Origin of the sequence: Sagittula sp. P11 (genome assembly GCF_002814095.1) — a bacterium.
Lineage (GTDB): Bacteria > Pseudomonadota > Alphaproteobacteria > Rhodobacterales > Rhodobacteraceae > Sagittula.
On sequence record NZ_CP021914.1, the window covers coordinates 153712 to 175745 of the forward strand.

At 64.9% G+C, this 22034-nt stretch carries 20 protein-coding genes; 17 read left to right on the forward strand and 3 right to left on the reverse strand.

Annotated elements, in window-relative coordinates:
* Nucleotides 1–14: 14 nt before the first annotated feature.
* The 17 genes from CDO87_RS22775 (at nucleotide 15) to CDO87_RS22855 (ending at nucleotide 18742) form a co-directional block, all read left to right on the forward strand.
* The gene (locus CDO87_RS22775) at nucleotides 15–455 is read left to right on the forward strand and encodes a hypothetical protein (protein WP_198521920.1); all 441 of its coding nucleotides are present in this window, start codon (nucleotides 15–17) and stop codon (nucleotides 453–455) included.
* An 11-nt stretch (nucleotides 456–466) separates the two neighbouring features.
* Nucleotides 467–730 (forward strand): PepSY domain-containing protein, encoded by a 264-nt coding sequence (locus CDO87_RS22780; protein ID WP_100931208.1) that lies wholly within the window; start codon nucleotides 467–469, stop codon nucleotides 728–730.
* Between the two features lie 159 nt (nucleotides 731–889).
* Nucleotides 890–1810, forward strand: a complete 921-nt coding sequence (locus CDO87_RS22785; protein WP_198521923.1) for an ABC transporter substrate-binding protein — start codon at nucleotides 890–892, stop codon at nucleotides 1808–1810.
* A 13-nt stretch (nucleotides 1811–1823) separates the two neighbouring features.
* Nucleotides 1824–2576 carry an ABC transporter permease gene (locus CDO87_RS22790; RefSeq protein ID WP_100931210.1) on the forward strand — a complete coding sequence of 251 codons (753 nt, stop codon included), beginning with the start codon at nucleotides 1824–1826 and terminating at the stop codon, nucleotides 2574–2576.
* Entirely contained in the window at nucleotides 2573–3166 is a 594-nt protein-coding gene (locus tag CDO87_RS22795) for an ABC transporter ATP-binding protein (protein ID WP_198521921.1), read from the forward strand. Before CDO87_RS22790 ends, CDO87_RS22795 begins: the two co-directional genes overlap by 4 nt.
* A 149-nt stretch (nucleotides 3167–3315) precedes the next feature.
* Complete coding sequence (locus tag CDO87_RS22800; protein ID WP_100931212.1) at nucleotides 3316–3915, forward strand: DUF6931 family protein; 600 nt, start codon at nucleotides 3316–3318, stop codon at nucleotides 3913–3915.
* Between the two features lie 56 nt (nucleotides 3916–3971).
* Nucleotides 3972–5618, forward strand: coding sequence for a type VI secretion system-associated FHA domain protein TagH (gene tagH / locus CDO87_RS22805; RefSeq protein ID WP_100931213.1), 1647 nt, complete (start codon nucleotides 3972–3974; stop codon nucleotides 5616–5618).
* 41 nt (nucleotides 5619–5659) lie between these two features.
* Entirely contained in the window at nucleotides 5660–7009 is a 1350-nt protein-coding gene (locus tag CDO87_RS22810; protein WP_100931214.1) for an ImpA family type VI secretion system protein, read from the forward strand.
* A 130-nt stretch (nucleotides 7010–7139) separates the two neighbouring features.
* Nucleotides 7140–7649 (forward strand): type VI secretion system contractile sheath small subunit, encoded by a 510-nt coding sequence (gene tssB / locus CDO87_RS22815; protein WP_100931215.1) that lies wholly within the window; start codon nucleotides 7140–7142, stop codon nucleotides 7647–7649.
* A 32-nt stretch (nucleotides 7650–7681) separates the two neighbouring features.
* A complete protein-coding gene (gene tssC / locus CDO87_RS22820; RefSeq protein WP_100931216.1) occupies nucleotides 7682–9184 on the forward strand; it encodes a type VI secretion system contractile sheath large subunit in 1503 nt (500 codons plus the stop codon).
* A gap of 58 nt (nucleotides 9185–9242) precedes the next feature.
* Entirely contained in the window at nucleotides 9243–9740 is a 498-nt protein-coding gene (locus CDO87_RS22825) for a type VI secretion system tube protein Hcp (RefSeq protein WP_100931217.1), read from the forward strand.
* A 134-nt stretch (nucleotides 9741–9874) separates the two neighbouring features.
* On the forward strand, nucleotides 9875–10477 hold the full coding sequence (gene tssE / locus CDO87_RS22830) for a type VI secretion system baseplate subunit TssE (RefSeq protein ID WP_254698493.1): 603 nt from the start codon (nucleotides 9875–9877) through the stop codon (nucleotides 10475–10477).
* Entirely contained in the window at nucleotides 10474–12402 is a 1929-nt protein-coding gene (tssF, locus tag CDO87_RS22835) for a type VI secretion system baseplate subunit TssF (protein ID WP_100931218.1), read from the forward strand. The genes tssE and tssF overlap by 4 nt, the downstream gene beginning before the upstream one ends.
* On the forward strand, nucleotides 12399–14144 hold the full coding sequence (tssG, locus tag CDO87_RS22840) for a type VI secretion system baseplate subunit TssG (protein WP_100931219.1): 1746 nt from the start codon (nucleotides 12399–12401) through the stop codon (nucleotides 14142–14144). The genes tssF and tssG overlap by 4 nt, the downstream gene beginning before the upstream one ends.
* A 75-nt stretch (nucleotides 14145–14219) precedes the next feature.
* Nucleotides 14220–16949 (forward strand): type VI secretion system ATPase TssH, encoded by a 2730-nt coding sequence (tssH, locus tag CDO87_RS22845; protein ID WP_100931220.1) that lies wholly within the window; start codon nucleotides 14220–14222, stop codon nucleotides 16947–16949.
* Between the two features lie 349 nt (nucleotides 16950–17298).
* Nucleotides 17299–18102 (forward strand): papain-like cysteine protease family protein, encoded by an 804-nt coding sequence (locus tag CDO87_RS22850; protein WP_100931221.1) that lies wholly within the window; start codon nucleotides 17299–17301, stop codon nucleotides 18100–18102.
* A gap of 67 nt (nucleotides 18103–18169) precedes the next feature.
* A complete protein-coding gene (locus CDO87_RS22855; protein WP_100931222.1) occupies nucleotides 18170–18742 on the forward strand; it encodes a hypothetical protein in 573 nt (190 codons plus the stop codon).
* A gap of 77 nt (nucleotides 18743–18819) precedes the next feature.
* On the opposite strand, the gene CDO87_RS22860 is transcribed toward CDO87_RS22855, so the two are convergent.
* From CDO87_RS22860 to CDO87_RS22870, 3 genes are read right to left on the reverse strand one after another with little or no spacing between them, the layout of a single operon-like run.
* Entirely contained in the window at nucleotides 18820–19206 is a 387-nt protein-coding gene (locus CDO87_RS22860) for a type II toxin-antitoxin system VapC family toxin (protein ID WP_100931223.1), read from the reverse strand.
* Nucleotides 19203–19430: a type II toxin-antitoxin system Phd/YefM family antitoxin gene (locus CDO87_RS22865; protein WP_100931224.1), complete on the reverse strand. Its 228-nt coding sequence runs from the start codon at nucleotides 19428–19430 to the stop codon at nucleotides 19203–19205. Before CDO87_RS22865 ends, CDO87_RS22860 begins: the two co-directional genes overlap by 4 nt.
* 30 nt (nucleotides 19431–19460) lie before the next feature.
* Entirely contained in the window at nucleotides 19461–22013 is a 2553-nt protein-coding gene (locus CDO87_RS22870; protein WP_100931225.1) for a peptidoglycan DD-metalloendopeptidase family protein, read from the reverse strand.
* Nucleotides 22014–22034 lie beyond the last annotated feature (21 nt).

The following is a 22034-nucleotide window of genomic DNA, read 5'->3' on the forward strand; positions in this document are numbered from 1 at the left end:
GGGAGAGAGACCAAATGATCCGACGCCTGACCGCCGCTTTCGTGGCCGCCACACTGGCTGCGCCCGCCATGGCCGCGCCGCTATGCGACGACATGGGCTTTGCCGGGCTGCTGGCCGCCTGCAACCGCGGCGAGGACATCAATATCACGCTGGCCTCCGGCAAGCCGCTCGGCGAGGACGTGGTGCTGCAATCCGGTGCCTACTACACGCTGGTGATCGAGGCGGACGGGTCGGCAGAACTTGCGGTCGAGGGCGCGTCCTTCTTCCGGGCGATCTGGATGAACGAGATCGTCATCAACAAGATCGAGGTCAGGCCCATGGCCATCGACTCGATCGAGTTCGACAAGGCGGGCGTGGTCGAGATGTCCTTCATCGCGATCAAGCCCGGTACGCACGTGCTGAGGATCCCCGGCTCCACCGGCGAAACCCAGCAGATCAAGATTTCCATCCAGTGAGGTAACCATCCATGAAACGCATCATCTTTGCCTGCGCCGCCCTTGCCCTGGCCACGCCCGTCTTTGCCGAAAGCCATGAAGGCGGTATCCCCCAGGAGACCGTCGACGCCATCATGTCGATGCTGACCGACATGGAGTGCCAGATGGCGCCCGACGACATCGAGATGGAGGACGACGGCGGCTACGAGCTGGACGACGTCATCTGCAAGGGCGGCAACCAGTTCGATATCGAGCTGGACGCCGATCTGAACGAGGTCGGCCGCCGCGCGGAATAGGCGCGCCTGCGACCAAAGAACCGGGTGAAGACTGCCACCCGTGACATAGAATACGAGTGGGGAGGCCCGACAGCCTCCCCCTTGTCTCAAGGGGAGGAAGACATGTTCGACATTCTGACACGCGCAGGCTCTGTCGCGCTGGCCGCTTTGGCCGTGGCGATGCCGGCCTTTGCGCAGGACCTGCCGACCATCCGTGCCGCCACTCTCAAGATCGGTACGGTGAACTGGGAACTGCAGACCATCATCGACCAGGGCTTCGACGAGAAGCACGGGTTCAACCTTGAAATGAAGCCCTACGCCGACAACGGCGCGACCCGTGTCGCGGTGGAAGGGGACGAGGCCGACATCGCGGTTGCGGACTGGATCTGGGTCGCCCGGCAGCGCGCCGAGGGCAAGGATTACGTGTTCGTGCCGTACTCGAAGGCGGTCGGCGGCCTTGTAGCCAAACCCGACGCCGGGATCGAAAGCCTGAAGGATCTGGCCGGCGGCAAGATCGGCATCGCTGGCGGGCCGCTCGACAAGTCGTGGCTGATCCTGCGTGCCTACGCGCAGCAGGAATACGACATGGACCTGAAGGCCGAGACGGAGCAGGTCTTCGGCGCACCCCCGCTGATCTTCAAATCCGCGCTTGGCGGCGAGACGCAGGGCGCCATCAACTTCTGGCACTTCCTCGCCAAGATGAAGGCCGCCGGCATGGAAGAGGTGATCTCGGTCGAGACGGCGGGCCAGGCACTGGGGCTGAACACCGACACGCCGCTTCTGGGCTACTATTTCAAGGAGAGCTTCCTTGAGGAAAATCCGGGGCTTGCGCAGGCGCTTTACGACGCCAGCCGCGACGCCAAGGACCTGCTGACCACCAGCGATGAGGCGTGGGAAGCGATCCGCCCGGACATGAACGCCAGCGACGACGCAGAGTTCGAGCAGCTCAAGGCCGACTGGATCGCGGGCATCCCTGCGCGCGGCCCGATCGACATCGAGGGCGCGAACAAGATGCTGGCCCTGATGAACGAGCTGGGCGGCGAGGAACTGGTCGGTCAGGCCACCGAAGTGCCCGCAGGGCTCTTTGCCGATCTGAAATGAGGCAGTCAGCCCGATGAAGGACACCTCAGCGGGCGTAACGACCCTGTCTCTCTTCGGGCTGTTGCTGTTATGGGTGGTTGCGGCGTGGCTGACCGCGGACGCGACCGTCCTGCCGCAGCCGTGGTCGCTGCTGCAGCCGTTCTGGCGGGAAACGGTGTCGGGCGAACTGCCGTACCACCTCGGGTCGACGCTGATCCGGGTGATCTGGGCGTTTACCCTGGCGATGGCCGTGGGCACGGCGCTGGGTCTGGTCATGGGACGGTATCCGGCGGTCAACCACTGGCTCGACCCGTGGCTGGTGATCTTCCTCAACCTGCCCGCGCTTGTGCTGATCGTGCTGTGCTACCTGTGGATCGGGCTGAACGAGACGGCGGCGATCCTGGCCGTCACGCTGAACAAGATTCCCAACGTCGCCACCGTGATCCGCGAGGGCGCCCGCGCACTCGATCCGCAGATCGACGCCATGGCGAAGGTCTACCGCATGTCGGCGTGGGCGCGGCTGAGACACGTGACCCTGCCGCAGCTTGCGCCCTTCCTGACCGCCGCCGCGCGGTCCGGTATCGCGGTGATCTGGAAGATCGTTCTGGTGGTCGAATTCCTCGGACGGTCGTCCGGCGTCGGTTTCCAGATCCACCTGTATTTCCAGTTGTTCGACGTGCGGATGGTGCTGGTCTACGCCTTCTCCTTCATCGCCGTGATGCTGGCGGTGGAATGGCTGGTCCTGCAACCCTGGGAACGGCGCGTGCGCCGATGGAGGGGCACGTGATCCGGATCGACATCCAGTCCAAGCACTTCGGCAACACACAGGTGCTTGGCCCCGTGCGCTTCGACATCCAGCCGGGCGAGACGGTCGCGCTGGTCGGGCCCTCGGGTATCGGCAAGTCGACGATCCTTCGCATCCTGTCGGGCATCGACACCCGGTTCGAGGGTACCGTGCAGCGGCCCGAGAACATGGCCATCGTCTTCCAGGAGCCGACGCTGTTGCCGTGGCGCTCTGCCGTCGACAACCTGCTCCTGACCCACACCGACCTCGACCGCGCCGGGGCCGAGGCGGCACTGGACCGGGTCGGACTGGCCGGGCGTGGCGCGGCCTTTCCGGGCGAGCTGTCGCTGGGCATGCAGCGGCGGCTGTCACTGGCGCGGGCCTTCGCGGGCCGGCCGGAGCTTCTGATCATGGATGAACCCTTCGTCTCGCTCGATCCGGAAATGGCCGACCAGATGATGGCCCTGACGGAGGCGCTGATCGCCCAGACCCGGCCCGCCACGCTGTTCGTGACCCATGCTCGCGCCGAAGCCGAACGGCTCGCCGACCGCATCCTTGAACTCGGCGGCAAACCCGCGACGCTGGCTGCTTGACATAATTCCGCTTATCGGAGCCCCGGAGCAGGGGCTGCGGTGCAGCATGTTGGGTGACCGGGCCGGGCAGCCACACAACATGGGGGATAATGCGCATGGTCGGTGAAACCCTACTTGACCGGCACGGCGCGACGGGGAACAGTCGAAACATGGCAAACGACGTGCAGGACATCACGGAAGACCAGGACAAAACCCAGCCGCCCATGTCGGCGCTGCGGTACGAGACCCCTTTCGAACTCTACTCCGAGATGCCTCAGGTCAAGCAGATGACCCAGCATCGCCCGCGGGACGACGAAGAGAACCTTGAGTATCTCAATCGTCTTGCCGGGTCCACGACGCCCGAAGAGGCCGTGACCTTCGCTGCCTTCGCAGCGGTTCCTGCGATGGCGATCTGGTGGGCCTACGAATGCCTGCGGATCGCCAGCGACGACATGACCGCCGCCGACCGCGAACTGATGGAGCATGTGGCCAACTGGTGCAGCTACTCCGACAACGAGAACCGATACCGGGTGATGAGCAGGTCGCTTTATGCCCCGGTGCGCAGCCCGGCGGTCTTCCTCGGCCTTGCCGTGGGGTGGTCGGGCGGGCCCATCGCGCCAAACGACAGCGCCGCTGTTCCGGCCCATCGTGCACCACGTGCAATCAACTCTGCCGTGTTGTCCTGTCTCGCCCGTGCAGAGCTTCAGCAGCGCCCCGTGCGGCTGGCGAGGTTCATTGACCAGGCCTCGGCGCTGTTCCGTCCATTCTGAAATTTTGATCGTGTGGCCACTGGCTTAGGCTGCGGACAACTGGTTAATTGAGTGCGATGACACTTGTATTGCGAATCGAGAACTTCGATCAGCTCGAGAACGGTGGGCCGACGTCTCTCCGTCTCGACGGCCATGGTGCGAGCGTCGGCCGGCGCGCCTCCATGGACTGGTCGCTGCCCGATCCGTCCAAGATGATCTCCGGCCACCACTTCGACATCACGTTCGAGGGCGGGACCTATTACCTCACCGACGTGTCGATGAACGGCACCTTCGTGGACGGCCAGCGCCACCGGCTGGAGGGCAAGCTGGCCCTGCGCGGCGGAGAGCGGCTGATCGTCGGCCACTACATCGTAGGGGTCGAGGTGCAGCAGGCCGCCGGTGCCGCCGCGCCCGATCCGGACGACGATCCGTGGGGCGCCTTCGGGTCGCCAAATCCTTCGAACATGCAGCCGGTCTCGGGTGGTCGCGGTGCAGGGCTCGATGCGCTGAACGACGGTTTTATCCAGGTGCAGCGCCCGAGCGCCAGCGCCGGGCTGAAGACCGAAACCTCGCTCCAGCTTCCGATGCACAACACGCCCGCGCCGGGCAGCGCGCCTTCGGTGTCACACAACCAAGGGTCGCTGCAGACGCCTTCCGGATGGGGGCCGCCGCAACAACCCGCACCGCCGCAGCACCCGTCCGAGCCGCAGCCGGCCTATGTGCCGACGCTGGGCCGGGATGCGCCGCAGGAACCGGCCCGCCCACCGGAGCGCCAGGCACCGCCCCCGGGCGACGTGCCGCCCTACACGCCGTCGCTGGGGCAGGACGCCCCGCAGGATCCGCATGCACCCGCCTACCAGCCCAGCCTTGGGCAGGAGACGCCGCCGCCCTCGGCCCCGGCCAACCCGCCGCAGGCGCGGCAGATGCCGCAGCACGAGGATTTCAGCCCCGAATATCGCCCGCCCGAGCATCTGCCGGAGGAGCCGCGTCGCGCCATGTCGCCGTCGCAGATCCCCATGCCCCGGCCGATGCCGCCGCAGCCTTCGCCCTCGGCACAGCCGAGGCCCGAGCCGCGCCCGGTCTCTCCGCAACCGGCGGCGCCCGCTCCGGGACCCGCGCCCTCTGCGGCGGGCGGCGGCGGTGACGTGGGCCCTGCCCTGCGCGCGTTCTGCGAAGGTGCCGGGCTCGACCCGAAGGCCGTGAAGTCGGAAAACGCGGTTCAACTGATGCACATGCTGGGCCGGTGCGTGCGGATCGCGACCGAAGAGACGATGATGATGCTCAAGGCGCGGGCCGACGTGAAGAACTTCACCCGCGGCGGCGTGCGCACGATGCTGTCGGCCAATGCCAACAACCCGATGAAGTTCATGCCCGACAGCCAGCAGGCGCTGGAGCTGATGTTCGTGGCACCGCGCGACGGGTTCATGATGGGGCCGGATAGCTTCAAGGACGCGCTCGGCGACATCCGCCAGCACCAGGAGGCGGTCTTCCGCGCGCTGCAGCCTGCGCTGGCCGAGGTGTTCCGCGGCCTGTCCCCCGAAGAGATCGAGGCGGCCTGCGAAAGCACCGGTTCCAACCTTCTGGGCGGCAAGCGGTCGGGCAAACAGTGGCCGACCTACGTGGAGCGGTGGGACGAGAAGGCGCAAGCCGGGGAACACGGAATTCTGGACGCGTTCCTGCAAGCATTTGCAAAGGCCTACGCGGAGGCCAACAACAGAAAATGATATTTGCCCGCATCGTCGCGGGCCACTGACGGAGCGCCTGAATGGATCTCGAAAAGCTTCTCCAGCCGATTTCGGAGGATGCCCCCTGCGGTCCCGACCTCGAACCCGAGGGTGACCCGCAGTTCGACGAAGCCTATTTCGACCGGATGGGCGAATTGCCGGAATTCTATTACCGGCCCGGCGTCGAGAAGCCCGACGGCAGCATGACGCCGGACAACATGTTCGACCCCAAGTCGGTCAGCTTCCGTGACGAGATCAAGCTGATCGACCCGGTGCTGGAGCGGTCGAAGGACCTGCGGCTGGTGGTGCTGAGGGCACAATGGGCGATCCTCTCCGGAAACCTGGCCAAGTTCACGGAATCCGTGGCTTGGGTTGCCGGGCTTCTGGAAACCTTCGATGCGGACGTGCATCCGACGGATTCCGGGGACCGCCGCAGCACGATCAACGACCTCAACGACAACACCAGCGTGGTGCAGCCGCTTTACTTCACCCCGCTGACACCGACCGGCGATGCGACGCTGCGGCGGCTGAAGGTGGCGCGCGGCGAGCTGACGGCGCTGCAGTCCGAAGAGGACATCGAACAGGCGCCGATCCTCGATGCGCTGTCCTCGGCGGGCAACGCCAAACACGTCGAGAAGACGCTGGAAACACTGGTCGAACTGCGCGACGCGATGAACCGCATCAAGGCGGCCTGCGAGTCGAGCAGCACGGCGAAGTTCTCTCCCGATTTCTCGCGCTTCGGGCCGACCATCACCGAGATGATCGAGGCGATCACCAACTCCCGGTCCGACCTCGCCTCTGTCGCGCAGGTCGAGGAGCCGGTTGCAGAGGGGGGCGATGACGACGAGGGCAGAAGCGAAGGGAGCGGCAGCGGCGGACCGGCGTTCTCTGCCGCGGCGGCTGCGGCCAAGGGCGGCGGCGCCGAGGTGGTCAGCCACCTGCACGCCAAGCGTCTGCTGCAGGCCTGCGAGGCCTATTACCGGACCTACGAGCCGTCGTCGGCCACGCTGCTCCTGGTAACGCAGGCCCGGTCGCTGATCGGCAAACCGCTGCTGGAGGCGCTGGAAACCCTGCTGCCCGACAATGTCGAGGAGGCGCTTGTCAGCTTCAGTCCGACGGCCGGTTTCTCGCTTGGAATCGCGCGGATTCGGGCGCTGACGGAGGACATGCACGAGGATCCCGACACCCCGTTCCCCGAGCCGGAGCCCGGTCCGGAGGTCTCCGTAACCAATGCGGGGGAGGCTGCGGTCGCGATCCGGTCAGTCGAGGACTACTTCCGCAGGGTCGAACGCTCCAGCCCGATTCCGACTCTGCTGAGCCGCGCAAGAAGCTATCTCGACAGGGATTTTCAGTCTATCATAGACGAGCTTATACCGCGCGAAGAGGACTGAGTAGGTACTCCTCCCGTCGTGTACAAGTACGGTTTTTTGGTATATCTACATCGTTGACTTTAGGTCCGCTTGGCGGTTTGATTTTCAACAAGATTGCAGCACTGCAACAAAGCTTCAGGGAGTTTTTCTTATGTCTGATTCAGGTTCCGGTTACATCAAGCGCAATCGCCCTCCGCGGGTGTCGATCCAGTACGCTGATCCCTACGAGAGCGAAAAGATGGTGGAGCTGCCCTTCGTGATGGGCATGCTTTCCGACCTGTCCGGAAACAATCCGGGCGTCGAGAAGGAGGACGTCACCGAACGGACCTTCACCGGCGTGACCAAGGACACACTGGACGACTACATGTCCTCGATCGAGCCCGGCATGTCCTTCATGGTGGAGAACAAGCTGGACCCGAACGGCGGCAAGATGGGCGTGGACCTGAAGTTCCACTCCATGGACGACCTCGAGCCGACGCAGATCGCCCGCCAGGTTCCGGCGATGGCAAAGCTGCTGGAAGCCCGCGAACAGCTGGCCTCCCTGCAGCGCTACATGGCTTCGAAGCCCAAGGCGCAGGAGCACATCAAAAAGCTTCTGAGCGACCCCGAACTGCTTGCCGCTCTCGGCGAGCAGGCGAAGGCCGGCAAAGACGAAGAATAACTGACCGCGACGCGATAACAGGGACATGAACCATGGCTAACGACGCACAACTGGATACAGAAGGCGCAGGCGGCGCGGTCGCGGAATCCGTAAACGAACTTGCGGAATTCTCCGACATTCTGAAGCAAACGATCAAGCCGCGCACCGACGTGGCAGAGCGTGAGGTGGACAATGCCCTCGTGGCACTGGTCCGCGAGGCGCTCGACGACCAGACCATCATCGAAGACGACGTGATCGACACGCTCGACGCGATGCTGGCCAAGCTGGACAAGAAGCTCAGCGACCAGATGAACGCGATCCTCCACCAGGAGGAGTTCCAGCATTTCGAGAGCCAGTGGCGCGGCCTGGCCTACACGCTCAACAACGCAGAGACCGACGCAACGCTGCAGGTCAAGGTGCTGAACATCTCCAAGTCGGAGCTGGCGGCCATGACCCGGCGCTATCCCAAGAACAAGTGGGAACAGTCGCCGCTCTTCCAGATGGTCTACGAACAGCAGCTCGGCACGCTGGGCGGCAAGCCCTTCGGCTGCCTCGTGGGCGACTACCACTTCGACCATTCCTCGGCCGACGTGAACATCCTGCGCTTCATGGGCCGGATCGCCGAAGCCTCGCTGGCGCCGTTCATCTCTGGCGCGTCGCCGAACCTGCTGGGCATGGACAGCTGGAACGAGATCGCCGTTCCGCCGGACCTGTCGGAGATGTTCGAGAACGCGGAATACGCACAGTGGAATTCGCTGCGTGACAGCGAGATCAGCCGCTTTATCGCGCTGACCCTGCCCCGCGCGCTGGCCCGCGAGCCCTATGGCCCGGACAGCACCTCGGTCGTGGAGGAATTCGACTTCCGCGAGGAAACCGACGGCCATGGCGGCACACAGTACGCCTGGATGAACGCGGCCCATGCGATGGCCACGAACATCAACCGTGCCTTCAAGGAGCACGGCTGGACCGTCCGCATCCGCGGCGTGACCTCCGGCGGCGAGGTGACCAACCTGCCGACACACGTCTTCGACACCGGCGACGGTGACAAGCAGATGAAATGCCCGACGGAAGTGTCCATCACGGACCGTCGGGAGGGCGAGCTGTCGAAGGCAGGCCTGATCGGCCTGATCCACCGGCAGAATACCGACAAGGCGGCCTTCATCGGTGCGCAGTCGCTCTACAAGCCCAAGAAATACGTGGATGACCTTGCCACGGCATCGGACAACATGTCGTCGCGCATCCCCTATATCTTCGCCGTGTCGCGTTTCAGCCATTATCTGAAGGTCATGGTGCGCGACAAGATTGGCCAGAGCCCGACACGGGCTCAATTGGAGATCGAGCTGCAGACCTGGATCAACAAGTATGTGACGGGTAACCCTGACACCGCGACGGAATTGGAAAAGGCGAAGCGTCCGCTGGCAGGGGCAAAGGTCGAAGTGGTCGAAGACGAACTCAACCCCGGTTACTACACCGGCAAGTTCTTCCTGAAACCGCATTTTCAAATGGAAGGCATGGATATCGGCATGAGCCTCGTGTCGAAACTGCCTGCCAAATAAGTGATTGCCGCCCGCAATTAAGCGGTAGGTGAGATTTTAAGCCAGAAGGAGAAGCAAAATGGCTGTCAATATCTTTTTGAAACTCGGCAACGGCATCAAGGGCGAGTCCCAGAATGACCAGCACAAGGACTGGATCGACATTCTGTCTTGGAGCGTCGGCATGACCCAGTCGGGCACGACCCACCTGGGGTCTGGTGGCGGCGGCGGCAAGGTCGACGTGGGTGACATCGCGTTCACCAAGTACGTCGACGCGTCCTCGCACGACCTGATCAAGCGCTGCTGCTCGGGCGAGCACATCTCCGACGCAGAGCTGCACGTGCTGAAGGCCGGCGGTTCCAAGCCCGTCGACTACATGAAGATCAAGATGAAGGACGTCATGATCACGTCGTACAACACCGGCGGGATGAACGACGGCCTGGACCGTATCCAGGAAAGCCTCACCCTGAACTTCCGCATGTTCGAGATCACCTACACCAAGCAGAACCAGAAGGGTGCGCCGGACGGCGAATTCTCTGCCGGTTGGGAAATCGCCGAAGACAAGGAATGGAGCGCGTAAGCGCTTCGCCCTTTCGGCGTATTCGCATATCGGGAAGGGCGGCAAACCCGCCCTTCCAGCATTAACTTTTCTTTGATTGCTCGGGGGATGGCCGTTACGTTTTGTCTCGGGCCTTTTGATTTCGAGAGCGTGACATGACCTCCGACGATCCGGATCTGACGACGCAGGTGACCCGCGTCTGGCGCAAGGAAGACCGCGCCAAGGTCTCGATCCTGCAGATATTCCGCTCCAGCTTCCATGACCGCCGCCGCCGGCAGCACGCCGAACGCACGCAGGACCAGAAGGAAGACGGCGAGACGACGATCACCCGCCGCATCGATTTCCGCGAAGGTGTCACCGAGGGCACCCTGCGTCACCATATCGAGGCGGACCTGAACGCCCTGATGAACACCATCCGACTGGACGCCGCCCTGCCGCTCGACCAGGCGCCGCACGTGGCGCGGTCGATCCTGAACTACGGCTTCCGCGACCTGTCGAGCGTCACGATCCGCGAGCTGAACGGCGAGTCGATCAAGGATTCCATCAAGCAGTCGCTCATTGATCATGAGCCGCGCCTCGTGCCGTCCTCCATCGAGGTGTCGGTGCGCCGCAGCGACAGCCAGAACGATCAGCGGCTCGAACTGTTCGTGCAGGCCGACCTGATGGGCGACCCGGTGGACATCCCGCTCGACTTCGACGCGGAGCTGGACCTTGGTGCGGGCAAGATGCGCATGTCCAAGCTGCGGGTGCAGATGTGAAACAGGCCTTCCGCGACGCCTACAACCGGGAACTCGCACTGCTGAAGGAGCGTGCCCGCGAATTCGCGCAGGAGTATCCCGGCCTTGCCGACCGCCTTGGCGGGCTGCTCGAAGAGAACATGGACCCGACCGCGCAGGCGCTGCTGGAAGGCTCCGCCTTCCTTGCGGCCCGGGTGCAGCTGAAGCTGGACGAGGAATTCCGCGGCTTCACGCGCGAACTTCTGGACCAGCTTCTGCCCGGCGTGCTGGAGCCGACCCCTTCGGTCATGACTGTGCGGGCCGCCGCGCCCTTTGAGGACCCGAAGACGGTGACCGGCATCCATTTCAGGCCCGGCGACTACATGGAGGCGCGCTACGTCGACACGGAGAAGCGCGTGTCCTGCCGCTTCGCGCTGGCCGCTCCCCTCAGCCTCTGGCCCATCGACGTGGCAGAGGTGCGCTATCTCTCACGCTCCGGGCAGGTGGGTGCGGTGATGCGCGAGCCTGCGAAGGGCGTGCAAGCGGGCATGCTCATCGACATCGCGCGGCTTGGCGTGACGGGCAAGGCCGACAACAGCGAACCGTTGACCGAGCTTCAGGCCGATACGCTGCAGTTCCACCTCGCCGGTCCGATGGACGAGGCCGTGGCGCTCTACGAACAGATCTTCTGCGACCGGGTGAAGGTGTCGCTGCGCTGGCAGAACGCGCTTGGCGACGACGTTTACCAGACGCTCGCCCCGCACCAGATCGAGCAGGTGGGTTTCGACCGGTCGGAACGGCTTTTCCCCCACGACGACCGCCTGTTCGAGGGGTTCGCCCTGCTGCGCGAGGTCTTCGTCTACCCGCGCAAGTTCCTCGGTTTCCGGGTCAAGGGCCTGCGCGACGTCTGGGCCCGCGTTCCCGGTTCACGCATCCAGATTATCTTCGAGTTCGACACGTCGAGCCAGAAGCTCGCCGCGCAACTGTCGACGGAGGACATCCGCCTGCATTGCGCCCCGGCGGTCAACCTGTTCGAAGAGGCCGCGGCGCCGCTGCGCATGGACCGCAAGAGCCACGAATACGTGGTCACGCCCCTTTCCACGCCCGTCACGCACTACGAATTCCACCGCGTGACCGAGGTCTTCGCCCACTACCAGGGCAGCCAGGCCAAGACGCGGGTCTATCCGCTGTACGCGCTGCCCTCGAACAAGGTCAGCCCGCGGCACGCGCTGTATTATACCAGCCGCAAGAAGAAGCGCCGGATCACCGCGCAGGAGCGCAAGCAGGGCATTTCCCGGTCGCGCTATCGCGGGACGGAGACGTTCCTGTCGATCTACGAACCACCCGACGACGTGCGGGTGCAACGCCTACAGATCCGGGGCCTGTGTTCCAACCGGCACCTCGCCGGGGAACTGCCTATCAAGCAGGGCGAGGAAGACTTCTACTTCTGCGACGAGAACACGATCCGGCTGGCCTGCATCGACGGCCCGACTCCGCCGCGCGACAGCCTTGCCGACATGGAGGGCGGCGCCGCCCACCGGACGCAGTCGGGCGACGTCTACTGGCGGCTCGTCAGCCACATGTCGCTGAACAGCTACGGCGTGCTGGGCCGCACCGGCGCCGATGCGGCAGAGGCGCTGCGCGAGATGATGCGCCTGTTTGCCGACCTGTCGGACAGCTTCATCGAAAGCCAGATCGACGGGCTGCAATCGGTGGAGACGCGGCAGGTTCCGGCGTCGATCCCGCATCCCGAGGGCTTCCACACGGCCCGGGGCCTCGAAGTCACGCTGACCTTCGACGAGGAGGCCTTCGAAGGGTCGGGGATCATGCTGCTCGGCTCCGTTCTGGACCGGTTCCTTGCCGAATATGCCTCTGTCAATTCGTTCACCAAGACGGTCATCCGCTCGCACCAGCGCGGGCACCTGAAGACCTGGCCGCCCCGGCTGGGCGGAGGGCGCGTGCTGTGAGCGACGACTGGGACGACGACGAAAAGACGGTGATGGCCTGGCTGGACAAGGACCCCGGCAAGCCAAGGGCCAAGACGCCGCCGAAGGACAAGGACAGCGACCCGAAGGAGATCGAGCCGCTGCCGATGCCGAAGGGCGGGTTTTCCCAGCCGGTGCGTGACAAGGACGTGAAGGAGCCGACCTTCCCGCCCCTGCCCGGCGTGGCGCAGAAGCCGCGGGGCTCCGTGCCGGTCGTCGAACTGCCCTCCGTCCGGCCGCCGTTGATGGGTGGCAAGACGGACGAAGACGACAAGACGGTCATGGCGGACCTCGACTGGTTCGATGATGCGCCCAAGAAGGCGGAGGAACCCGCCCCCGCCGCCAAGAGTGGCTGGGATGACGACGACAAGACCGTCTTCGCCGCGCTTCCGGGTCTGCCCCGGGCAGAGACCTCGATCCAGAAATTCATCCCGCGCGAGGCATGGACGCCGAACGAGGTGATCGAACAGGCCCTGCTGGGGCACGGGCTGACGGCAGCCCTGCGCCACACCGCGCGGCGCGCGCCCGAGGGCCTGACCCCTGCCCTGCGCGACGACCTCATCCGCCGGGCTGGGCAGCGGCTGAAACACCCCGAGGATGCCTTCCTCGAGGACGGGCTGCTCGACACCTTCCGGCAACTCGTCACTTCTCAGGTCGAACAGCTTGCCATGGACGACCTCGACGAAGAGCCGGAGATGCCCTCCGGCCTCGACGAGGACGAACAAGCCGCGTGGCGCGCGATGGGCAAGGGTCTGTTCTTCCTCCTGCGGGAGCTTGAGCGCCGCGCCGGGACCAAGCCGCGCATCGGGCGCAACACCCGGCTTCACGATCAGCTTGTGCGCATGGGTCAGGACCCGTTCACCGGCGTCCCAACTGCCGATATCGCCCGTTACGATCCCAGCCGTCGCGTGCCGATGATCCGCGCGCAGTTCATGGGGTTCTTCGGGCCGTTCGGGGCCTTCCCGCTGAACTGGACCGAGGAAATCCAGCAGTGGTTCATCCACGGCGACAAGAGCTTTACCCGCTTTGTCGACATTTTCACCGAACGCTTCCAGGAGCTGTTTTTCCGCGCGTGGTCCGACGCCCATGCCATCACGCAGTTCGACCACCCGACCGACGACCGCTTCCAGTCCTACCTTCTGGCGGTCGCGGGCAACGGCACCAAGGCGATGCGCGACCGGGACGAGGTGTCGGACACGGTGAAGGCGCGTTACGCGGGTTTGGCCGGCGGGCGCGTGAAAAGCCCGGTGCGCCTGCGCCAGATCCTGCAGCTTCACTTCGACGGCAAGCTGCGCGTCGAGATCGAGGAACTGGTGCCGACATGGCTCGATTTCGAGCCCGACACCCTGTCGCACATGGGGCGCCAGGCCTGCAGCATCGGCATGAACATGCACCTCGGGTCCCGGGTGCGCACGGTCGGAGAGAAGATCCGCGTGCACCTCTATGTCCGTTCCATCAAGGACTACTTCGAACTGCTGCCGTCGGGCGGCGACCACCCCGACCTGCGCGATCTGGTGTTCTGGTATCTCGGCGAGGCCTACGAGGTCGAAACCGTGCTGTGGCTGCCGCAGACCGAGATCCAGCCCGCCGTGATGGGCGTCAACGCACAGCTTGGCTGGATGGCCTGTATCGCGCCGCCGAAGGGCGATCCCGACGTGATGGTGCAGGTGACGGTGTTCAAGCTTCTGCCCCCGAAAGGGCAAGACCAAAAGGCGGCCGCGTGACGGCCGCGGATACAACAGGGAGATCCGGACCCGGAGCGATAACCGGGCCGGAACATTTCAGAAGGGATTATTGCAATGTCAGGAATTGAGATCGAGAGCTACGCTCTCAAGATGAACCAGGCCGGGTACAATGCCTTCATTCAGGGCATGCGGCATGCGCGCGGGGACCGCAACCGCCAGATCGACCTCTGCCACTGGCTGTGGCCGGTCGTGTCCAACAAGAACTCCGATGTTTCGGTCACGCTGAACGCGCTCGGGCTGAACCGCGGGCAGGTGCTGAAGGATCTGCAGAACACGCTCGCCAAGCTGGACAAGAACGTCACCGAGGCCCCCGGCATTTCCGAGCAGTTCCTCGACGCGCTGAAGCACGCCTGGACCTACGCGACGCTGCTGTTCGGAGAGAGCCAGATCCGGACGGGCCATGTGCTGACCGGAATCCTTCAGGACGACCACTTGCGCCGCCACATCATGCGCTATTCGTCGGTCTTCGGGGACATCTCTGCCGACATCCTCGCCAAGGAGAGCCGCCGCCTCTGGAAGGATTCAGAGGAAGAGACGATGCGTCCGATGGACGGTTCCGGCCTGTCCTCTCCTTCCGCCGCGCAGCCGGGTGACGACGACGACGGCCGCCCCGGGGCGTCCACTGCGCTTGGCCGCTTCTCCGTCGACATGACGGCGGATGCGGCGTCGGGCAAGATGGACAAGATCGTCGGCCGCGACGACGAGATCCGTCAGGTGATCGACGTTCTGCTGCGCCGCCGCCAGAACAACCCGATCCTCACGGGCGAGGCGGGTGTCGGCAAGACCGCCGTGGTCGAAGGCTTCGCTCAGCGCCTCGCCGCGGGCGAAGTGCCGCCGAAGCTGCAGGGCACGAAGCTCTACATGCTCGACATTCAGGCCATGCAGGCCGGGGCGTCCATGAAGGGCGAGTTCGAGCAGCGTCTGAAATCGGTCATTGACGAGGTGCAGTCCTCCCCCACCCCGATCATCCTCTTCATCGACGAGGCGCACACCCTGATCGGTGCCGGCGGTCAGGCGGGCACCGGCGATGCCGCGAACCTGCTGAAACCGGCTCTGGCCCGCGGCACGCTGCGTACCATCGCCGCGACCACATGGTCGGAGTACCGCACCTATTTCGAGAAGGACCCGGCGCTGACCCGGCGCTTCCAGCCGGTCAACGTCGACCAGCCCTCGGTCGAGAAGTGCTGCTACATGCTGCGCGGCATCCTGGAGCCGATGGAGAAGCACCACGGCGTGCGCATCTCGGACGAGGCCATCGTCGCCGCCGTCTCCCTGTCGCACCGATACATCCCCGCGCGGCAGCTTCCGGACAAGGCCGTTTCGCTGCTCGACACCGCCTGCGCCCGCGTCGCCGTCTCGCAAAGCTCTGTTCCCGCCCGCATCCAAGATATCCGCGAGAAGATCGCCGCGCTGGACGTCGAGATCGCCGGGAAGGAGTCCGAGCGTGATCTGGGCGAGTCGAACGAGGAACGCATTCTCGAGGCGATGGAGGAGAAAGGGAAGCTGGAGTCCGAACTGGCCGACCTTGAAGTGAAGTACGCCAAGGAGAAGGAGATCGTCGACAGGATCATCCTTCTGCGCAAGGAGATCGCCGTCTCGCAAGGTCACGACGTCGCCGAGGTCATGGACAACCGTCCCGCAGCGGAGGACGCCTCTTCCGACGCGGAGGCAGAGGCCGAGGGGGCGACGATCGATCCAGACGAGGCGCGCAAGGAAATGCACGCCTTCATGGCGACGCTGGAAGAGGGCAACCCGGACGACCGCATGGTCTATGCCCACGTCGATGCGCAGGCCGTGGCCTCCGTCATCTCCGACTGGACGGGCATCCCGGCGGGCCGCATGGTGCAGGACGAACTGGAGGCGGTTCTGCACCTTGCAGAGCATCTGCAGGAGCGTGTGATCGGTCAGGACCACGGCCTGAAGGCCATCGCCAAGCGGATCGAGACCAACCGCGCGGGCCTGTCGAACCCCAACAAGCCGATCGGTGTCTTCATGCTCTGCGGGCCGTCCGGTGTCGGCAAGACCGAGACTGCGCTGGCGTTGGCGGAAGCCATCTACGGCGGTGAGGACAACATCATCACCATCAACATGTCCGAATACCAGGAAGCGCACACCGTTTCCCTGCTGAAGGGCGCGCCTCCGGGCTACGTCGGACATGGCGAAGGCGGTCGCCTGACCGAAGCCGTGCGGCGCAAGCCCTACAGCGTCGTGCTGCTGGACGAGGTCGAAAAGGCCCACCCCGACGTGCACGAGCTGTTCTTCCAGGTGTTCGACAAGGGCATCATGGAAGACGGCAACGGGCGGCGGATCGACTTCAAGAACACGCTGATCCTGCTGACCTCCAACGTCGGCACCGATGTCATCATGGAGATGGCCGAGGGCGGCAACACCACGCCCGACCTCGATGAACTGGAAACCGCGCTGAAGCCCTTCCAGCTCGAGGTCTTCCCCCCGGCCCTGCTGGGCCGGATCGTCTCGATCCCCTATTTCCCGCTGGGCAAGGACGTGCTGGCCGGTATCACGAAGCTGAAGATCGGCGCGGTGGCCAAGCGCCTGAAAGGCGCGCATGGCGCCAACCTCGTCTATGGCGACGAGGTGATCGACTACATTACCGAACAATGCCGCGACCCCGACAGCGGTGGCCGCATGATCGACAACATCATCACCAACTCCATCCTGCCCGACCTGTCCCGCCAGGTGCTGCAGCGCATGGTGTCCGGAGAGGACATGAAGGAGGTGACGGTGAAGGTGGGCGAGAAGGGGTTCGAGTACGACTTCGCCTGAACAAGCTTCCGGCGCGCAGGGCCGCACAGAAGGGCCCCCGCGCGCCGGTTTCCGCAACCCGGCGGTGGTCGGAATGGCGGCATTTGAACGGCATATGAGGAAGGACTTGCAGGAGGAGAGGAAAAACGCGGGCGACACGGGTTGCGAAAATTGTGGCCTCGGCAAGGGCATGGAATACCTGCCCTGTCCATTGTGCCGGTCCTGAAAAGCCCCACCTATTGCGCAACCGGTATTTTACGTCACCGGGAGAACACCATTCAGGTACGAGTGAATTTCATCCAGTCTCACCCCGCTCCCCGATGAGGGCGCAATTTCGCTTCCGGGGGCAAGATATTGAGAATAAAACGCCATGAGCATTATTCAGACGATTTACGTGCAATCCAGCGTCGGGCGCAACGGGCGCAACAAGGCCGCCGATGTCGCCGCCGTTCAAAGCCAGTTGAACGCACAGATGTCTGCCCCGCGCGTCGCGCTGGTCGAAGACGGCATCTGCGGCACCCTCACCCGTGCCGCGATCTACGACTTCCAGAAATGCGTGCTGAAGTTCAACAACCCGGACTCCCGCGTCGACCCGAACGGCAGGACGCTGGCCGCGCTGAACGACGCGGCGTCGGAAGCGATCTGGAAAGCCGCCCCGCAGCCGTCCGAGACCATCGCCAAGATCCATCACAAGGTGAAGCTGATCCCGCAGCCCACCGGGACCTCCTGCTGGGCGGCGGCCACGGCGATGCTGCTGGGTCAGACCGTGGCGCAGGTGAAGGCGCGGACACCGGCGTCGATGATCCTGCCGGACGGCAGCCTCGACAACTTCTCGGGCGAGAATGACTGGGTCACGCCGACCCGCGAATATGCCAAGGCACATGGTCTGCAGTACATCGGTCCGCAAAGCTGGAGCGTGACCAAGCTGCGTACCCACCTGCGACGCGGCCCGCTGATCTTCGACATGCTGGAACACGCAGGGCCTTACAGTCAGGGCATGTCCTCCAGCGGACACTGGATCCTTGTCACCGGCCTGAGCGGCGAGCGCGACACCAAGGCCGACATTTCCTACAACGATCCTTTTCCGGTGGGCAGGGGTGCGAAAACCACTGAAAACTACGCGAAGTTCGTCCAGGAGTACCCGGCGCGGACGTACCGCGTCTTCCACAAGTAACGCGTCGGGCGCCGGCGCGTGTAGCGAGTACCGTGATTGAATTGTACTGAAATGATTGAGGTTTCTGATGACATACAAGAATTCCGTAACCGGCATCGGCACTGAGGTCGCGGCACAGTCCGTGTCGAAGGCTGTCGGCCGTGTGGCTGGCGCAACGAAGGGGTCTGCCGCGGGACTTATCGTCCAGCCAGTTGTCTGGGTCGCGACCGATACCGCCCCGGACGCAGGTGACAGCTTCCTTTACGGCGTCGGCGTCGCCGCAACCCTTGCCGGCAGTGCCCTCCTTGCCGGTGCCGGATTTGTCACCGGAATGATCAAGGCAGCGGTGGATGACCACACGCAGTCGCTGGTCGACGAGGCGAAGCTCGACGAACCGAAGGAGGTCCGCGACGGTATCTTCCCGCTTGGCGACTATGACTTCTGGGCCAGCGACAACGACATCCAGGCGATGACCATCGCCAGCTATGGCGGCGTGGTCTGGAAGCACAAGAACGGCGCGCTCTGCTTCATCCGTGACGCCAAGGGCCGTCTGGTCTGCGACTACGATCCGAAAAGCTGGGTCGCGCAGTACCGCCCGCTTCTGCCTCTGAAGAAGGGCAGCAAGGACGGCCGGGTCCGCTGGCACCACCGTTCGCGCTGACGGCCTGAAACCCGCAGGGGCACTGGCGCCGTGCCGGTGCCCGCTGTCGTGGACCTGTCCACGAGGCCGGGAGCGGTCTACCAGATCCGGCTGAGGGTCAGCTCATCGAATGCGGTGTCGGACGACACGAGGTCCAGCCCTTCGGCCCTGGCCACGCAGGCGATCATCCGGTCGAAAGGGTCGCGGTGGTCCCAGTCCAAGAGGGCCGCCTGCAACGCTGCGGCTGGTGACAGGGGCAGCAGGTCGATCCCGTCATTCTGTGCCTGCACCGCAAGTCCGGGCGCAAAGGCGTCCATCTCCGGCCATTTCCCAAGCCGGACCTTCTGACCGATCTCGTACAGGCTGATGACCGACAGCGCCACGCGGCTTGCGCCGAGGATGGCACCGCGTGCGGTATCGGTCAGCCGGGGGTCGTCCGTCAGCACCATGGCAAAGGCATTGGTGTCCAGAAGCAGTGCGCTCACGCGCCCCAGTCCTGCAATTCCTCTTCGGAGAGCGGTGCGGTGAAGCTGTCGGGCGGCGGAGACAGGCGGCCCTTCAGACCCCCGATCCGGACCTGCGCCTTGCGCGCGATCACCAGTTCCGCCGCGGGAACGCCGTGCCGCGTGATGACCACGCGCTCGCCGCGTTCGACGGCGTCGATCAGTTTCGACAGATTGGTCTTCGCTTCGTGAACCGATGCCATCATGGCAGCACCTTGGGTTAGTCTGACTATAGCTTAGTCATTTTCGCTGCCATCTTCAACGGTCTCTTCGGTCGTTTCCTCGTCGGAGGCGTCTTCCTCCGCGGCCAGCGCGGCGGCATCTTCCGCTTCGACGCGGGCCTCCTTCAGCAAGGTATCGACGGTTTCCCGGAACGCCTTGATTTCTTCGGGGACGGCGCGGGGTGCGGGGATGGCGGGTGCACTGGACACCACGACCGGCTGGCCCTTGATCTGCATCTTGCGATCCGACCACGCGATCAGGTCGCCGATGGTCTTGCCGCGCAGGAAGGGGTTCGCCCCCACGACGCCCGCGCCCATCACGTCGAGCACCGATGCTTCGCGCGGCGCGCTCAGAGCCTTGGCCGCACCGGCGGCGCCGAGGAAGTGGCAGAGGTACAGGTTGCCGGGCGTGATCGTATGGCCGCGAGACCTGAGGTAGGCCTCCCCTTCCCGCGCGAGGTTGCGCACCATCTCGCGGCTCAGGGCCGGGTCGAAGCGCAGCTCCAGCAGGGCCTGGCGGCTCATGCTGTTGGCCAGGTCGGGACGGTAGTCGCGCATCATCCTGAGCCAGGTGCTCTCGATGAACTGGCCCAGGCCCGTCGCCGTCGACAGCGGGTTCTTGGCCCGCGCATTGCCCGCGCTCTCGACCTTGATGATCTTGTTGACCAGTTGTTCCACCGCGGCCGATCCCGGCTGTCCGCCGTCCGAGACGGTCGCCACCGTGACAGAGGCGCGGAAGCTGAGCGGATCGACGGGCGTGCCGTTCACGCGAAGCTCGAAATGCAGGTGCGGGCCGGTGGACCGCCCTGTGGTGCCGACGTAACCGATGACGTCGCCCGCCTTCACCCGGTCGCCCTTCTTGAAGGCGCCGTACTTCGACATGTGGGCATAGCGCGTCTGCTGGCCGCTGCCGTGGTCGATGTAGATCACGTTGCCATAGCCCCCGCCCGGCCCGGCGTATTCCACCGTGCCATCCATCGCGGAGACGATCGGCGTGCCGGTGGGTGCGGCCCAGTCGACGCCATCGTGGTTGCGCACCTGCTTCAGGATCGGGTGGTGACGGGGACCGAAGGCCGAGGTCTTCACACCCTTCACCGGCACGACCATGCCACCCCCGATACCGCCGCCTGCGCCGCCGCTGGCCACCGTGGCGTTGAAGTCGAAGCAGGAGAATTCGCCCTCGTTCTCGCCCTCTGTCACGTAGCAGGTGAGCGTGCCGGAAGGCCCTTCGATGCCCACGTAAAGGACGCGGCCCAGCCCGTCGCCTTCCGGTCCCGGCGTGTTGGCGTAGAGCACGGAGAAGTAGTCGCCGTCGCTGGCAAAGCGGTCGAGGTCGAAATCCTTCGACAGGATCAGGATGAGCTGCCCGACCAGCGTCTGCGACAGGCCGTTCGACAGCGCAGTGGAATAGATCGCGTCGATGATGCGGACTTCCTTGGCCTCCTGCGCCTGCGCCACAAGCTGGCCGGTCCGCTCTGTCAGGTTCTCGGTGAACCACGGGTCCGCGCCGCTGTCGAAACGCCCCTCGCCCAGCCGGACGAGCGTGCCGATATAGCCGTCCGGCCCGTAGACCGACATCTGGATCAGCTCGCGCCCGAAATCGCCCTGCCGGTAGCGGACAGCCACGATGCTCCCGCCGGGCAGCTTCTCCGGTGCGGAGATCCGCGCCTCCGCCGCGCGCGCGATAGCGGCGGCGTCGGTCGCCCCGAAACCACTGGAAGTCAGCACCTGCACCAGCGGGCGTTCCGTCTGGAGCGCCGTCACCGCATCGTCATAGACCGCGCGCCGTTCGCTTTCGCGCAGGGCCAGCACGGTGGAGGTCGTGTTCTCGATCCGCGTCTCGACGTAGACCGCCGCCTGGTCAGACTGGCTCTCCGCCTGCAGGGCATCGTCGTCGGTCGTGATAAGGTCGCCCCAGCTGCTGTCTTCCTCGACCGCGACGAGGTCCCCGGCCTCCACCGGCGCAGAGGGTTGTTGCTGAGGCGGCTGCGGCAGAGCACCCGGTGCGCTGGCCTGGCTGCGCTGCGCCTGAAACAGGGCAAAGTCATCGCGCGACGACGGCAGTACCAGTTCCAGCGTCTGCTCGGCCGCGACAAGCGGTTCGCGCAGGTAGGCGAAGCGCTGAGATCCGGGCGGACCGACCCGCGCCGGCAGGAACTCCTGCGGGCCGGCGATGAACCGCACGTTGCCTTCGCCCTCCTGTGCGATCCGCAGGATCATCGGGTCGACCTGAAGGTCGGCGGGCAGCACGGGGCTGAAGCTGCTGGACGCGAAATCCGTCTGCGCCTCGTCCGCCTGCACCATGGTGAAGTCGTCGTCCTCGGGGTCGAGGCCGCCCAGTTCGGCCACGTCCGTGCCCCCTCCCCCGTCGTCCGGGGACCGGGCGACCATCCAGCCGACAATGGCGATCAGGACAATGGCAAAGGCGCCGCTGCCCATGATCGCGATGCGGCGTATCATCCGCTTGCGGCGGCGCCTGCGCGCGTTCTCTCCGGTCTGCCGCCACAGCTGACGTTCCCGCGCCTTGTCGCCGGTCTTCTTGAAGGAGGGGTCAACGTCGATCGGCATGTGTGGGTTTGGGGCTTGAAA

Coding starts and splice junctions, on each gene's coding strand:
- CDO87_RS22780 (WP_100931208.1), top strand. CDS start 467: ATGAAACGCATCATCTTTGCCTGCGCCGCCCTTGCCCTGGCCACGCCC.
- CDO87_RS22850 (WP_100931221.1), top strand. CDS start 17,299: ATGAGCATTATTCAGACGATTTACGTGCAATCCAGCGTCGGGCGCAAC.
- tssH (WP_100931220.1), top strand. CDS start 14,220: ATGTCAGGAATTGAGATCGAGAGCTACGCTCTCAAGATGAACCAGGCC.
- tssC (WP_100931216.1), top strand. CDS start 7,682: ATGGCTAACGACGCACAACTGGATACAGAAGGCGCAGGCGGCGCGGTC.
- CDO87_RS22790 (WP_100931210.1), top strand. CDS start 1,824: ATGAAGGACACCTCAGCGGGCGTAACGACCCTGTCTCTCTTCGGGCTG.
- tssE (WP_254698493.1), top strand. CDS start 9,875: ATGACCTCCGACGATCCGGATCTGACGACGCAGGTGACCCGCGTCTGG.
- CDO87_RS22800 (WP_100931212.1), top strand. CDS start 3,316: ATGGCAAACGACGTGCAGGACATCACGGAAGACCAGGACAAAACCCAG.
- tagH (WP_100931213.1), top strand. CDS start 3,972: ATGACACTTGTATTGCGAATCGAGAACTTCGATCAGCTCGAGAACGGT.
- CDO87_RS22865 (WP_100931224.1), bottom strand. CDS start 19,430: ATGATGGCATCGGTTCACGAAGCGAAGACCAATCTGTCGAAACTGATC.
- CDO87_RS22870 (WP_100931225.1), bottom strand. CDS start 22,013: ATGCCGATCGACGTTGACCCCTCCTTCAAGAAGACCGGCGACAAGGCG.
- CDO87_RS22810 (WP_100931214.1), top strand. CDS start 5,660: ATGGATCTCGAAAAGCTTCTCCAGCCGATTTCGGAGGATGCCCCCTGC.
- CDO87_RS22855 (WP_100931222.1), top strand. CDS start 18,170: ATGACATACAAGAATTCCGTAACCGGCATCGGCACTGAGGTCGCGGCA.
- CDO87_RS22785 (WP_198521923.1), top strand. CDS start 890: ATGCCGGCCTTTGCGCAGGACCTGCCGACCATCCGTGCCGCCACTCTC.
- tssB (WP_100931215.1), top strand. CDS start 7,140: ATGTCTGATTCAGGTTCCGGTTACATCAAGCGCAATCGCCCTCCGCGG.
- CDO87_RS22775 (WP_198521920.1), top strand. CDS start 15: ATGATCCGACGCCTGACCGCCGCTTTCGTGGCCGCCACACTGGCTGCG.
- CDO87_RS22825 (WP_100931217.1), top strand. CDS start 9,243: ATGGCTGTCAATATCTTTTTGAAACTCGGCAACGGCATCAAGGGCGAG.